Origin of the sequence: Azospirillum sp. A23, assembly GCF_042938965.1 — a bacterium.
In the GTDB taxonomy this organism is placed as follows: domain Bacteria; phylum Pseudomonadota; class Alphaproteobacteria; order Azospirillales; family Azospirillaceae; genus Azospirillum; species Azospirillum melinis.
Genome location: NZ_CP170665.1, coordinates 213,874 through 227,950, shown reverse-complemented (window position 1 = coordinate 227,950; position 14,077 = coordinate 213,874). Strand labels below are relative to the sequence as shown.

Genomic DNA, 14,077 nt, shown 5'->3' with positions numbered 1-14,077 from the left:
TTCGGGCGCGGGCAGGATGGCCGCTTACTTACCGCAGCCACAATCGCGATGCACGGCCGAAGACAGGCCGGCGGACCGCTGTCCCCCGCTCCTCACAGGCCGTATGCCCGCAGGATTTCGTCCCGCTTCGCGCTGTAGGGGCTGTTGCCGTGCTTTCCGGCGAGCGCGCCGGTCAGGACGAGCGGAAGCGCATCGGGAGCACGCGGCGGCAGGACGCTGTCCGGCCAGGCGGCGTGCGTCATCTCGCTCCCCAGCAGCTGCGCCGCGCGTTCGACGCAGGCGAACAGGGCGACCTGGTCGATCATCCAGATGTAGCAGCGGGCGAAGTTGGTCCGCAGGAAGTCCGCGATCATCAGCAGCGTCAGATAGCCGCTGCGGCTGTGGCGGAAATAGACGAAGGAGGCGTTGTAGCGGCTGCACAGCGGCTCGCCGCGGTAATCGGTGTGGGCGACGTCGGCGGCGCCGGCGAGCCTGACGATGTCCTCCGGCTTCTCGCGGAACAGCACGTCGGCATCGCAGACGATCACGTCGGCCTTGTGCAGCAGCATCGCCTCCGCCGCGATGAGGAAGCGGGAGGACGCGTAATAGGGCTTGTCGATGGCCTCCCCCCGCAGCGCCCAGCGCTCGTGCGAGAAGGTGACCGGCATGGCGCCGACGATGCCCCGCAGCCGTTCGATCAGCTGGGCGACCTCCGCATCGCCGTTGACGATGTGGTAGTGCACGGCCACCGCCGACCCGAGCGCGTGGAGGTTCAGGATCTGCGCTGCGGCGTAGCGCTTGAAATAGGCGCCGTCCACCGACACCAGCACCACATGCCGGCCGGCCGGGACGAAGGGCGGCGCCGCATCCGCCTTGGCCACAGCCTGGGCCGCCCGGCGGAAGGACAGGGACGACAGGTCGATGACGCAGAGCCCGTCGCTTGCGTATTTTCCCTGCCGGAACAGGGCTTCGCCGAGCCAGAGATGGAAGATGGCGTTCGGGCAGCCGGCCGCGGCGCGGCCATGGGCCTCCGCCAGGTCGGGGCGGCCGGCCTCGTTGAGCAGGAAGGACAGGTTGGCATGGATCTGCGGCCGCAAGGGGGAGGGCGCCGCCCGGTCCAGCGCCCGGCCGAGCAGGTCGATGCCCTGCCGGGGGATGGCCGGATCGCGTTCGAGAACCCCCATGCCGGCATAGGCCAGCCGGTGCGCCAGGGCGAGATACAGGGCCTCGTCATCGGGCCGGCAGCCGATCAGCGCGTCGGCAAGCCGGCCCTTCTCCGCCCCGTCGCCGATCCGGGAAATCAGCAGCGCCATGATGTCGTAGAGGCGCTGACGGTCGCCGGCGGCCTCGATGGCGCAAAGCTCGCGGTCGAGGGCGGCATGGTCGATTGCGCAGGCCGCGGCGATGCCGCCAATCACCTGCCGGAACTTCTGCTGATCCATGCGCAAACCCGCCTGCGTTAAGGTGCGTGTCGAAGCCTGGAGTCTGTCTGATGCTTATAGAAGCATCAGACAGACTCCAGGCTTTTGGTTTTCCGTGTGATTCACGCTTCAAGCGATTCCGCTTGAAGCGTGAATCACACTTTAAGGCCGAAGAGGGCTCTTTGCCCTGCTCCCACCGACGATGCAAGCGCCCCTCGCTCCGGTGCCGGGGCCAATGCCGAAGGCCGGCGCCGGATGTCGGGGCCGCCGGTCACAGGGCGTCCAGCCCGCGCAGAAGGTCGATCAGCCGGTGGGCGGCGGAACGCCAGCTGAAATGCTCCAGCAGATGCTCGCGGGCGGAAAGCCGGGTGCCGTCGGGATCGTCGATGACCGCGCGCAGCAGCCGGGCGGCGGCGTCCTCGTCGGGGGTCCACCAGTCCCGGCCGCGATAGCCGTCCAGGGCGGGGGTGACGCGGCTGGGAATCATGTGGGCCACCCGGCTGTCCAGGTAGGCGCGATAGGCGCTGTGGTCTGGAGCCAGCAGGGTCAGTCCCATGGCGCCGGCCTGCGCCATCGGCAGGTCCCAGCCCTCGCCATGCGACATGCTCCAATAATGGGTGGCGGCGGCGTGGAGCGACATCATCTCCGCATCCGACAGCATGCCCTCGATCAGGAACAGAGGGGCTGCCTGCTCCAGTGTCCGGCCGGTCTCCGCCGTCAGCCGGACCAGAAGATCGCGGATGCTGCCGGACGCCCCTCCCCCCTTGCCGGCCTTCAGCAGCAGGGCGGCGCCATCCTCCGCCCGCGTCGTGCGCAGCCACACCCGCAGCAGCCCCTCCAGGTTCTTGCGGCTGTTGAGGTCGGAGATGTTGAGGATGCGCACCGGATAGTCGGCCAGCCGGCGCCCGTTCAAACCCTGGAGGGTAGCGGGCGCCACCCGGCCGGGCTCCAGCGGTTCCACCCCCTCTGGGCAGACGTGGACGCGGCCGGCCGGGTGGCCGGCATTGAGCCATGCCTGGCGGGAGGAGTCGGTGGCGACGACGACATGGTCGTGGCGCCGGCTGTGCGTCGCCCACAGGGGCGGAATGTCGAGCGCCTCGAACACGGTGTAATTGATCGTCTTCAGGTTTGGCACCGCCTCGACCACCAGCGGCGTGGTGAAGCTCAGCACCGCCTTGGCCCGCACCGGCCGGTCGAGCGTGTGAAGGAGCGGATCGATCTGGTCGTCGGGCAGATTGTCGACATCGCTATGGTTCAGGTCGACCAGCCGGACCCGCACTCCGGCATCGACCAGATGGCGGACGAACTGGCGGACCTTGTGGGCATAGCCGCTGCTGTCGCGGAAGGCGCCGCGGACCACCAGCCCCGGCGGCAGCGACGGGTCGGCGGCATCGCGGGCGATCCCGCGGGCGGTGGCGACGCGCTCCAGCGCCCGGCGCAGCCGGGATGCGAAGGCGCCACCCGCCTCCAGGGCGGCGGCGCGGCGCAAAATCCGTTCGGCCTCGTCCAGCCGGCCATGGGCGAGCGCTTCGCTTCCCAAAACGATCGACGTCACGCCGCAGTCCGGGTCCACCTCCAGCTTGCGGCGGAAATGCGCGATGGCCTCGTCGAGCCGCCCAGAATCCTGCAAGGCGCGCGCCTGGTTGAAGAGGGCGGGGGCAAGGGTGGGGGCCAGCAGGAGCGACCGCGCCATCAGTGCAATCCCCTCCGCCTCGCAGCCGGCACGGCGCATTTGCAGCCCCAGCAGATGCAGGGAATGCGGCTCGGCCGGCTCCACCGCCAGGACGTCTCGGTAGAGCGCCGCCGCGCGCTCCGGCTGGCCGCCGTTGTGGAGGGTGACGGCCTTGGTCAGGATATCGTGGATGGAAGGCATGGCCTGTCTGGAAAAACCGGGATCACGGCGCCGGTGCCGTCACCGGCATCGGTCGGGGAGCTGACGGGGGAGCTGGCGGGAGGCTGCGGAGGCCGGCATTCAATCGAGGGACGGCTCCGGCGTCTTGCCTGGATCGCGCACCGGGCTGCGCATCGGGTTCTTGGGATCGAACAGGCCGAGGCGTTGCAGGGTCTGGGCGAAGCCTTCGGTCAGCATGGTGATGCGGTCGCTGATCTCCGCGATCTCGCGGGCGGAGATGACGGGGGCGTCGGTGGAGATGCGGCCGTGGGCGCGGTAGTTCAGGCGGATGGCGACATCGTCGGTCTCGCCCTGGATCCAGGAACCGTGCAGGATCTTGTTGCGTTCGCGCCCCAGCTCCAGCGCCTCGTCGCAGCGGGCGACCAGGGCCTTGGCCTCGTCCGCGGGCAGGCGCAGGCCGGCGATGGACTTCAGCGCGTCGAAGCGCGCCTTGACCTGCATGTTGGAGGCAATCGGCAGGAAATCGGTGTGATCGGTGCCGAGAAGGCGCGAGATGCACAGCGAAACCATGTCTTCCAACTGCGCCCAGGACACGGCGATCATGCCGATCGCACAATACATCTTCACGCTGAGGGGGCCCAGCCGGACCGTCCGCGTCGTCATAGGCCACCCTTGGCATCCTAAGCCCCGCCGCCGGGGCACGGGACCGAAAATAGGCTTTCCCAGCGGTATGGGAAAGCCGTCATTGCGCGGCTTGCAGTTGACAGGCCCCCGCGATCCATAGGATGCACTGGCCGCTGCACATGGGGCACGCGCGCAGGGTCCGCCCCGTCCCGTCACCGCCGACGCACATCATCGGTCACGCAAAGGTATTCCGCCCATGGATTCCCAGGCCACCTCCGCCACCTCGCTGCACGGCTGCCTCACCGCCGCCATCGACGTCCTGCGGCGCACCATGGACAGCCTGGATCCGGCGCAGGTCGAGGCGGCGGTCGATGCGGTCGCCACCGCGCTGGGCGCCAACCGGGCGCTGCTGGTCTGCGGCAACGGCGGCTCGGCGTCGGATGCCCAGCACATCACCGGCGAACTGGTCGGCCGCTTCCTGAAGGAGCGCCGCGGGCTGAAGGCGATCTGCCTCAGCTCCAACGCGGCCGTCCTGACCGCCTGGAGCAACGACTATTCCTACGACAGCGTCTTCGCCCGCCAGACCGAGGCCTATGGCGAGCCGGGCGGCGTCCTGCTGGGCATCTCCACCAGCGGCAACTCGCGCAACGTGATCGCCGCCTTCGAAGTGGCGAAGCGGCTGGGCATGACCACCATCGCCATGACCGGCGAGGGCGGCGGCAAGTTGGCGGAGCTGAGCGACATCCTGCTGGACGTGCCGTCGCGCTCCACCCCGCTGATCCAGCAGGTCCACATCTGCCTGTACCATTACCTGTGCGAACAGGTCGAAGCCCGGCTCGCCTGAGCGCGTTCATGACCGCCCCCGTTCAGGAAACGCTCAAGCGGCAGGCGCTGGAGGCTTTCAGCGCCGGGCGCCTGGAGGAAGCGGCGGCGCTTTGCCGCGCTCTGCTGGCGCAGGACGGCACGGCCGCCGACGTCTGGAACAACCTGGGCGTCATCCTGTCCGATCTGAACCAGCCCGACGGAGCGGCGGCGGCGCTGCGCAAATCCCTGGTCCTGCGGCCGGATTACGACAAACCCTGGGTCGGGCTGGGCAGCAGCGCCTACGGCGCCAACCGGTTGGACGAGGCGGTCCGGCGCTGGAGCCGGGCGATTGCCGCCAATCCGCGGCAGGACACCGGCGTCTGGTTCAATCTGGGCGTCACCCACCAGATGCGCGGCAATGCCGATGCGGCGGCCCTGTGCTTCGACCAAGCCGAACGGTTGTCTACCGCCGACCCGCTGATCGCCAGCCAGCGGCTGCTGTGCCTGAACTACCTGGATCTGTCCGGCGAGCGCCTGTTGGCCGAACACCGGCGCTTCGACGAGCGGTTCGGCCGGCAGGACGGCCGGCTGCCGGCGGCGGCCCCGCACGCCAACCGGCCCGATCCGGAGAAGCGGCTGCGCATCGGCTATCTGTCGGTCGAGTTCCGCGAGCATCTGGGCGCCTATTTCCTGACGCCCCTGTTCGAGGCGGCCGACCGCGGCCGCTTCGAGATCGTCTGCTATTCGATCCTGCCGGACACCCATGCCGACGCCCACACCGCCCGCTTCAAGGCGCAGGCCGACGGCTGGCGCACCGTGGGCCATCTCGACGACGAGGCGCTGGCAGCGCAGATCCGTGCCGACGGCATCGACATCCTGGTCGACCTCGCCGGCCATTCAGGGCTGAACCGGCTGCCGATGCTGGCCCGGCGCCCGGCGCCGGTGCAGGTGACCTGGCTGGGCTATCCCAACGGCACCGGCATGGATTCGGTCGACTACCGCATCGTCGATCCGATCAGCGACCCGGTCGGCCCGACCGACACCCATGCGGTGGAAATGCTGGTCCGGCTGCCCGCCCCCTTCCTGTGCTTCCGCCCGCCGGCCTCCGCCCCGCCGGTGGTTCCGTTGCCGGCAGGCGCCAGTGGAGCCGTCACGTTCGGGTCCTTCAACAAGCTGTCGAAGATCACCGACGGCACCGTCGCGCTGTGGGCCGAGGTTCTGCGGCGGGTGCCGGACTCCCGCCTGCTGCTGAAGGACCGGCCGCTGTCCGACCCCGGCACCGCGGCGGCGATGCGCGCGCGCTTCGCCGCCGCCGGCATCGACCCGGCCCGGCTCGACCTCGTCGGCTTCATCAAGGATGCCGCCGGCCATCTGGCCGCCTACAACCGCATCGACATCGCGCTGGACCCGCATCCCTACAACGGCACCATCACCACCTGCGACACGCTGTGGATGGGGGCGCCGCTGGTGACGCTGGCGGGCAGCCGGCATGCCGCCCGCGTCGGCGCCAGCCTGATGGCCGCCGTCGGCCTGCCCGAACTGGTCGCCGGCACCCCCGAGCAATACGCAGCCATCGCCGCCGGTCTGGCCGGCGACCTGACCCGGCTGATGCGGCTGCGCATGGGCATGCGCGAGCGGCTGCGGGCATCGGCGCTGTGCGACGAGGGGCGCTTCATGCGCAATCTGGAAACCGCCTACCGGCTGATATGGCAGCGCTGGTGCGATCGGCGCCGGTCGGACAGTCGGTCCACAGGCGGCTGATCCACAACAGGCGGCTGCTTTACAGGCGGCTGGGCCCGCGGCCGGCCACCGATGCGGAAACGGTCGCCCAGGGCGTGCAGCCTCGGCTTGTCGGCGAAGATCTCCACGAAGCGGTCGCAGAGGAGGCCCAGCGCCGGAAGGGCGGCTTCGTCCCACGGCAAGGGGCGGCATGGTAGCCGTCCGCGGCGGCGGGAGGAACCGGCCTGTCCGCACCTGCCCTGCCCCCTGCCCTGCCCGGGCCGCCCTGCCTGCCCCTTGCTTGACAAGCCCGCCCTCCGGCTTCTACCGATAGCGCCGTCTTCCCCTTCCACCACACCGGACCGCCGCGATGAGCGAAGCGCCGTCTTCTTCCCCCGCCCCCGACACCGCATCCGCGGTGCACAGCGGGTCGGCCGACCGCTTCGGCTATGAGTGGGGCCGCTATGCCGAGCTGAAAGGTATCTACGAAGAGCAGTTCCGCCGCTGGACGCCTTTCCTCAAGCCGGAGGACTGGCGCGGCCTGACCTTCGTCGACGTCGGCTGCGGCATGGGGCGCAACAGCCATTGGCCGATGAGCTACGGTGCCGCCGGCGGGCTGGCCATCGACATCGACGAGCGCAGCCTTGCCTCGGCCCGCGCCACGCTGGCGCCGCATCCGGCGATGGAGGTGCGGCGCCAGAGCGCCTATGAGCTGAACGAGGTTGAGCGCTTCGACCTCGCCTTCTCCATCGGGGTCATCCACCATCTGGCCCATCCGGAAACGGCGCTCGCCAACATGGCGCGTGCGGTGAAACCCGGCGGACGGGTGATGGTCTGGGTCTATGGCCGCGAGAACAACGGCTGGATCGTCCACTTCGCCGACCCGCTGCGCAAGGCGCTGTTCAGCCGCCTGCCGATCGGGCTGGTGCATGCGCTGTCCCTGCCGCCGACCGCCCTGCTGTGGCTGGCCTTGCGGCTGGGGCTGGACCGGCTGGAATATTTCCGCCTGATCCGCCGCTTCGACTTCGCGCATCTGCGCTCCATCGTCTTCGACCAGATGCTGCCGAAGATCGCCAACTACTGGCGCCGCGACGAGGTTGAGGCGCTGATGAAGGGCGCCGGGCTGGAAGACGTGCAACTCGCCTGGGTCAACGAGATCTCCTGGGCTGCCATCGGCCGGAGGCCGCAGGGATAAGGTTCCGGAGGCCGCAGGGGTAAGATCAAAGAAATGAAGAAGGCAGCCCTTCATTGCTGACGGCCGGGGTCTTGGGTTAAGAAACCCCGGTTCCGCGCCGCCGGTCATTTGCGCGGCCAAGCGTTGTGGGGGTTGCCATTTCCGAGTTCTCGCCGGCCTTCGTCCAGGCCTACAACACCGGTGCGGCGCTGTTCAAGGCCGGCCGTTTCGACGAGGCGGCCACCGTCTACCGCCGCCTGATCGACGAAAACCCGGACATCGCGGCACCGCGTGGCGCCACGCTGCATGGTGCGCTGGGCCTGTGCCTGCGTGCCTCCGGCCGGCCAGCCGAGGCGATGGAACCGCTGCGTCAGGCACTGCGGCTGAAGCCCGACCATCTGGACGCGCTGAACGCGCTGGGCGGCATTCTGCTGGACCAGCGCCACATCGAGCATGCGCTGATCGCCTTCCGCGAACTGGCGAGGCTGAAGCCCGACTATCCGGGAGCGCTGCTGACACTGGGCAACCTGTTCATGTTCAGCGGTGACGGCGAGCGGGCGCGCGGCGTCTACCGGCTGGCGCTGGCCGTCGAGCCGGACGTGGCCGTCAACCACAACAACCTGGGTGCCGTCAGCCTCAGCCTCGGCCATCTGGCAGACGCGGCGCTGGCCTACCGCCGGGCGCTCGCCATCGACGTCGGCAAGCCGGAATACCGCAAAAATCTCGGCACCTGCCTGCTGATGGCCGGCGACTACGCCAACGGCACCGTCGCCTATGAGGGCCGGCTGGAGCAGGGGGTCTGGCGCAAGCGCAACATGCCGGGCGTCCTGTGGCAGGGCCAGCCGCTGGCGGGCAAGACCCTGCTGGTCCATTTCGAGCAGGGGCTGGGCGATTCCTTCCAGTACATCCGCTATGCCGGCGTGCTGAAGCGGATGGGCGCACGGGTGCTCTACGAATGCCAGCCGGCGCTGAAGCGCGTGCTGTCGACCGCCCCCGACCTGGACGGGCTGTTCGCCTTGGGCGAACCGCTGCCGGCCTACGATTACCACATCTCGCTGATGAGCCTGATGAACCGGCTCGGCACCACGCCGGACAGCGTCCCCGGCGGCGTGCCCTATCTGCGGGCCGAGCCGCAGCTGCAGGCCGGCTGGGCGGAGCGGCTGGACCGGCTGGAGGGCGGCAATCGCCCGGCCTTGCGCATCGGCATCAACTGGCACGGCAACGAGACCGGCAAGTCGATCCCGCTGGAGTGCTTCGAGGCGATGGGGAAGCTCGCCGGCGTCCGGCTCTACAGCCTGCAGAAGGTGTCGGGCCTCGACCATCTGGAGCGGCTGCGCGACCGGGTGGCGGTGACCGAGCTGGGGGCGGATTTCGACGCCGGACCGGACGCCTTCCTCGACACCGCCGCGGCGATGGCCAACATGGACCTGATCGTCACCTGCGACACCTCGGTCTGCCATCTGGCCGGCGCCATGGGGCGGCCGACCTGGGTGGTGCTGAAATGGTTCGCCGACTGGCGCTGGATGCGCGACCGCCTCGACAGCCCCTGGTATCCGACCATGCGCCTGTTCCGACAGGCAAGATCCAACGACTGGGCCGAGGTGATGGCCAGGGTGACGGCGGCCGTAACGGCCGAGGCCGGAAGCCGGAACGGCGTTCTCGCCGGGGAGGCCGGGCGATGACGCTGAACGAAGCGCTCCGTCTGGCGCTGGACCATTTCCGGGCCGGCCGTGCGGCCGAGGCGGAGCAGGTGTGCCGGGCGATCCTGAACGCCGTTCCCGGCCAGGGCGAGGTCACCCAGCTGCTGGGCACGGTGGTGATGTTGCAGAACCGCCCGCAGGAGGCGGAGACCCTCCTGCGCCAGTCGATCGCGATCCGTCCCGATCTGCCCGACAGCCACAGCAATCTCGGCACCGTGCTGCAGTCGCTGGGCCGCATGGGCGAGTCCCTGGCCGCCCATGACCGCTGTGTCCAGCTGACCCCCGGCACGCCGGAGGGCTACGTCAACCGCGGATCGACCCGGCTGGCGCTCGGCGACCGCAACGGGGCTGCGACCGATTTCGCCCGCGCGCTCCGGCTGCGGCCGATCGACACGCTCGCCGCCGCCAATCTCGGCGTGGCGCTCCGCGAGGGGCAGCGGATGGCCGAGGCGATCCGCGCCCTGACGCGGGCGCTGGTCATCGAGCCCGGCAATGGCGAGGCGATGCTCGGCTATGCCCACGCCCTGCGCGAACTGAGCCGCCTGGGCGAGGCGGAGACCGCCTATGCCCACGCGGTGACGCTGACGCCGGCCAAGACCGAAGCCCTGTGCTACCACCTCTACCTCAAGCAGACGCTGTGCGCCTGGGGCGATTACGACCGGCTGTGCGCCCGGGTGACGGAGACCATCGACCACGATGCCGGCGTCGTCATCCCGCTGGCCACCCTGTCGATCGACACCACGCCGGCCCAGCAGGACCGGTCCGCCCGGCTGTTCTACGACCGGCTGGTCAAGCGCCCCTCGGCCCCGCCGATGCCGGCGCGGCCGGAAAGCCGGCCCGACAGCCGCTTGCGGATCGCCTATGTCTCGGCCGATTTCCATGAACACGCCACCGCCTATCTGGCAGCCGAGCTGTTCGAGTTGCACGACCGCGAGCGCTTCGAGGTGCTGGCCTATTCCTACGGTCCCGACGACGGCAGCGCCATGCGCCAGCGGCTGGTGAAGTCCTTCGATCGCTTCCGCGACATCCGCAGCGTGCCGCTGGATGCCGTCGCCCGCTGCATGGCCGACGACGGCGTCGACATCATGATCGACCTGAAGGGCTACACGAAGCAGACCCGGCTCGACCTGCTGTCGCGCCGGCTGGCGCCGGTCGAAGTCAGTTACCTGGGCTATCCCGGCACCATCGGCTGCCCGTACATGGATTATGTGATCGGCGACCGCTTCGTCACCCCGCCGGAGCACCAGCCCTTCTATGCCGAGCGGCTGGCGATCCTGCCCGATGCCTATCAGATCAACGACCGCCGCCGGCCGCTGCCCGAGCAGGTGCCGTCGCGCGACCAGTGCGGCCTGCCGGAGGACGGCGTCGTCTTCGCCGCCTTCAACACCGCCTACAAGATCAGCCCGACCATGTTCGCCCTGTGGATGCGCATCCTGAAACGCGTGCCCGGATCGGTGCTGTGGCTGTTCGAAGCCAATCCGCAGGCCGCAGCCAATCTGAAAGAAACGGCCGAGGCCGAGGGCGTCGCCGGCGAACGGCTGGTCTTCGCCCCGCCCCGCCCGCTGGCCGACCACATCGCCCGCTACCGTGTCGCCGATCTGGCGCTCGACACCCTGCCCTACACTGGCCACACCACCACCAGCGACGCGCTGTGGGCCGGCTGCCCGGTGGTGACCTGCCTGGGCGGGAGCTTCGCGTCCAGGGTGGCGGCGAGCCTGCTGAACGCGGCCGGCCTGCCCGACACCATCACCCGCTCGCTGTCCGGCTACGAGGAGTTGGCGGTGGCGCTCGCCGTCGATCCCGCCCGGCGCGCGGGTTTCCGCAAGCGGCTGGAGGACGGTCGGATGACGGCGCCGCTGTTCGACAGCCACCGCTTCACCCGCAATCTGGAGCGCGCCTATCAGGTCATGTGGGCGCTGCACAAGGCCGGCAAGCCGCCGCAAGGCTTCATCCTGCCGGCCGGCTGAGCCTCATAGGGAAAAGCGCATTGCATCTCCCGGTATGCCGAAATGAACGCTCCCATATTTCATAATTGCAACAAGGAGTGAAAGGGCTAACCCAATTGTGGGTATTTTTGATACCATACCTTTTGGCAGGTATTGCTTTGTTGGTATGGCGGACCAGATGGCGGTTATTGCTTCGAGTCCTAAGTTTCTCTGGATCGTCAACAACTCTCCGGTTCCGTCTGGGGTGAGCGTCTGTTCGTCCGCTTCGTCTGTCCATCCTCTTGAAGGGGGCAGGACAGCTGTGCCGGAGGACGCACAATGAATGCGATCAGCCCGATCAAGTCCGAAATCGGCACAAGCGCCACCTACCGGGGCGGGTTGGAATTCGTCACCACCAACAAAATCTACGGCTGGCTGCACAACCAGAGCAATCCTGCGGAGGAATGTCTGGTCGACCTCTATGTCGACGGACGCTTCCTCGGAACCCATGCCTGCAACGAGCATCACAAGGCGCTGACCGATCTGCCGGGACGCAACGGCTTTCTTGCGTTCAACATTCCACTGCCCATTGGACTTCTCTCGGTTGATCGCTGCTGCGTGGATGTCAAAATCCACGGCACAAGGATATCCATTCCAGGGGCCCCCATCGTCACCAGCCTCCACCGCGCGGTGATCGATACCGCGCTTTCCGGCATAACGCTGGAGCGTCAGGCCCTGTGCGTGAGTGCGCTCAGCGAAACGGTGAACCAGACCAAGCGCGGCCGGGAGCGCATAAGGGATGCGCGGCTTCTCTGCCCCGCCGACGGCTTCGAAGAGGCAGAGCTGACGGTCGGCAGCTTCCTGGCGCATCAACTCCATCGATTGCAGGAGACGCAAAATTTCCATTTGCGCAGCGCCGTCGACCTGACCCGCTTCCTGGTGCGCTGCGCAGACCGCTTCAATCTTGCCGACCATGCCTGGTGTCCGCTGCCGGCCGATGTGACGGCTTATCTCGCCTCAGGCGAAGAAGATGCCGCAGGCCAGTTCCGCTCCCGCCTGCTGTCAGCCTATCAGACGGGAGCCGGTGAGACGGTCGGCAGCGGAGCGGACGCGCTGTGCCAATTGACCTACTGGATGTTCGGCAAGGCCCGCCTGCCCAAGGAGGCATTGGCAACCCGCCATGTGGAGGCGTTGAACGCTGCGGCGGGGCTCGATCCCCACGGGCTGATCTCGTGCTTTTATGCCGGAATGCATGCCCGGGACAGCGCCCTTGCCTCCGCCTTCAACTCCTCTGACGAGCAAGCGCTGTTCCCCCTGCTGTTGGCGATTTCGCTGTGGCTGATCCGTTGGAACCTCGACGACCTGTTCCTGACCCCGCAGGTGCGGGCCCTGCTTGATGCCCCGGTTCATCATCAAGGCAAGGTTCTGAATGGGCTTGCCTATTTCTATACCCGCCTTGGCGTGCCGGACACGCAGGCATTGAGCCTCTCGACGCTTTGCCAGCGTCAACGCGCGCCCCTGGTGCGCCACCTGCCGCGGACGGCCCAGGCCAAGGGCGTCAACCTGTTCGGCTATTTCGACGGCAGCACCGGGATCAGCCGCAACGCCCTGTTCTCCCGCGACATCCTGCAGGATGCCGGCTTCGGCGTGACGATGCCGATGATGGCGATGCCCGGCCGCCATGCCGGCGAGGAACTTTATCCGGTCAATCTGATCCACTTCGGTCTGCTGGGCGCACCAAGCGACATGATCAACCATGGGTTGGAGCGCTTCGCCGGGGCTTACAACATCGGCTTCTTCCTGTGGGAAACCAGCGCTCTGCCCCGCTCGGCCCATCTGGCGCTCGAGATGATGGACGAGCTGTGGACGATGTCGAGCTTCTGCGCCGACGCCCTGGCCCAGCATTTCACCGGTCCCATCCATGTCGTGCCCAACTGCATCGACGAGCGCGTGTTGAACGCCGGCACCAAAGAGCGGCCGAAGGCTGAGCCCTTCACCTTCTATTTCTGCTTCGATGCCCGCAGCTGGTATACGCGCAAGAACCCGCTCGCGGTGGTCCGCGCCTTCCGGAAAGCCTTTCCTGCCGAAAGCAGGGTGCGGCTCGTTCTGCGCATCCGCCATCCCCAGAGCAGCCGGAGCGTCGCCGACCTCGCCCATAAGCTGGAGCTCGACCGCTTGGTCGGCAGCGATCCCCGCATCGTCGTGCGCGATCGCGAGCTGTCCTACGCCGACTCGCTGGCCGAGATGCGCTCTTGCGATGCCTATGTCTCGCTGCACCGGGCAGAGGGCTTCGGCTACACCATGGTGGAGGCGATGATGATGGGCAAGCCGGTGATCGCCTCCCGCTATTCCGCCAACCTCGACTATATGACGGAGGAGACCGCCTTCCTGGTCGGTGGCCGGGAACGCTATCTGGAGAGCGACGAGTATCTCGGCGTCACTCCCGGCGCCCGCTGGTACGAGCCCGATGTCGGTGCGGCCGCCGAGGCGATGCGGCGGGTGTGGGAGGACCGGGGTGAGACCGCAAGGCGGGCAGCGTCTGGCACCGCCCTGGTTCGCAGCCGCTTTGCCCGTCCGGTGCTGCAGGAACTTTATGCCACCCGGCTTCATGCCGTGTTGGAAAGCGGCGCCCCCGCCATGGTGGAGGCCTGAGCAGCCGATGGCCCATGCGACAGCATGCCGCGCGCCAGCCCACCCGTTTCACTGAGCTATCCAATTTGAGATAAAGATTTTCAGGATTTTACCAGTACGCCTCTTTGTACTGTCTTCAACTCGCAGCGCTTCCTTGATCATTCTCCAAACTCAAGACGGCATAGACTTTAACCTAAGATTGAATTTTTTGCATTAGAAACGCGTGTATTGCGACATAACTTCCACAA

The 14,077-nt window shown here is 67.9% G+C and carries 9 protein-coding genes; 6 read left to right on the top strand and 3 right to left on the bottom strand.

Annotated features, from left to right (window positions below):
- Positions 1–92 precede the first annotated feature (92 nt).
- From ABNQ40_RS09015 to ABNQ40_RS09005, 3 genes are all read right to left on the bottom strand, one after another.
- Positions 93–1,421, bottom strand: coding sequence for a hypothetical protein (locus ABNQ40_RS09015; RefSeq protein WP_109046969.1), 1,329 nt, complete (start codon positions 1,419–1,421; stop codon positions 93–95).
- A 250-nt stretch (positions 1,422–1,671) separates the two neighbouring features.
- Entirely contained in the window at positions 1,672–3,273 is a 1,602-nt protein-coding gene (locus tag ABNQ40_RS09010) for a tetratricopeptide repeat protein (RefSeq protein ID WP_109046968.1), read from the bottom strand.
- Positions 3,274–3,372: 99 nt separating this feature from the next.
- Positions 3,373–3,915, bottom strand: coding sequence for a hypothetical protein (locus ABNQ40_RS09005; protein WP_247879432.1), 543 nt, complete (start codon positions 3,913–3,915; stop codon positions 3,373–3,375).
- Between the two features lie 292 nt (positions 3,916–4,207).
- On the opposite strand from ABNQ40_RS09005, the gene ABNQ40_RS09000 reads away from it, so the two are divergent.
- From ABNQ40_RS09000 to ABNQ40_RS08975, 6 genes are all read left to right on the top strand, one after another.
- Positions 4,208–4,720: an SIS domain-containing protein gene (locus tag ABNQ40_RS09000; protein ID WP_391346276.1), complete on the top strand. Its 513-nt coding sequence runs from the start codon at positions 4,208–4,210 to the stop codon at positions 4,718–4,720.
- 8 nt (positions 4,721–4,728) lie between these two features.
- The gene (locus ABNQ40_RS08995) at positions 4,729–6,441 is read left to right on the top strand and encodes a glycosyltransferase family 41 protein (protein ID WP_109046966.1); all 1,713 of its coding nucleotides are present in this window, start codon (positions 4,729–4,731) and stop codon (positions 6,439–6,441) included.
- Between the two features lie 328 nt (positions 6,442–6,769).
- Positions 6,770–7,594 (top strand): bifunctional 2-polyprenyl-6-hydroxyphenol methylase/3-demethylubiquinol 3-O-methyltransferase UbiG, encoded by an 825-nt coding sequence (locus ABNQ40_RS08990; RefSeq protein WP_109046964.1) that lies wholly within the window; start codon positions 6,770–6,772, stop codon positions 7,592–7,594.
- Positions 7,595–7,719: 125 nt separating this feature from the next.
- Positions 7,720–9,255, top strand: a complete 1,536-nt coding sequence (locus ABNQ40_RS08985) for a tetratricopeptide repeat protein (protein WP_109046963.1) — start codon at positions 7,720–7,722, stop codon at positions 9,253–9,255.
- Positions 9,252–11,240 (top strand): tetratricopeptide repeat protein, encoded by a 1,989-nt coding sequence (locus ABNQ40_RS08980; RefSeq protein ID WP_109046962.1) that lies wholly within the window; start codon positions 9,252–9,254, stop codon positions 11,238–11,240. Before ABNQ40_RS08985 ends, ABNQ40_RS08980 begins: the two co-directional genes overlap by 4 nt.
- A 297-nt stretch (positions 11,241–11,537) precedes the next feature.
- Positions 11,538–13,850, top strand: coding sequence for a glycosyltransferase family 4 protein (locus ABNQ40_RS08975; protein ID WP_109046961.1), 2,313 nt, complete (start codon positions 11,538–11,540; stop codon positions 13,848–13,850).
- Positions 13,851–14,077: the final 227 nt, after the last annotated feature.

What these genes read in the sequence shown, in the direction of transcription:
- ABNQ40_RS08980 (WP_109046962.1), top strand. Translation starts at nt 9,252, where the DNA reads ATGACGCTGAACGAAGCGCTCCGTCTGGCGCTGGACCATTTCCGGGCC.
- ABNQ40_RS09000 (WP_391346276.1), top strand. Translation starts at nt 4,208, where the DNA reads ATGGACAGCCTGGATCCGGCGCAGGTCGAGGCGGCGGTCGATGCGGTC.
- ABNQ40_RS09005 (WP_247879432.1), bottom strand. Translation starts at nt 3,915, where the DNA reads ATGACGACGCGGACGGTCCGGCTGGGCCCCCTCAGCGTGAAGATGTAT.
- ABNQ40_RS08975 (WP_109046961.1), top strand. Translation starts at nt 11,538, where the DNA reads ATGAATGCGATCAGCCCGATCAAGTCCGAAATCGGCACAAGCGCCACC.
- ABNQ40_RS08990 (WP_109046964.1), top strand. Translation starts at nt 6,770, where the DNA reads ATGAGCGAAGCGCCGTCTTCTTCCCCCGCCCCCGACACCGCATCCGCG.
- ABNQ40_RS09015 (WP_109046969.1), bottom strand. Translation starts at nt 1,421, where the DNA reads ATGGATCAGCAGAAGTTCCGGCAGGTGATTGGCGGCATCGCCGCGGCC.
- ABNQ40_RS09010 (WP_109046968.1), bottom strand. Translation starts at nt 3,273, where the DNA reads ATGCCTTCCATCCACGATATCCTGACCAAGGCCGTCACCCTCCACAAC.
- ABNQ40_RS08995 (WP_109046966.1), top strand. Translation starts at nt 4,729, where the DNA reads ATGACCGCCCCCGTTCAGGAAACGCTCAAGCGGCAGGCGCTGGAGGCT.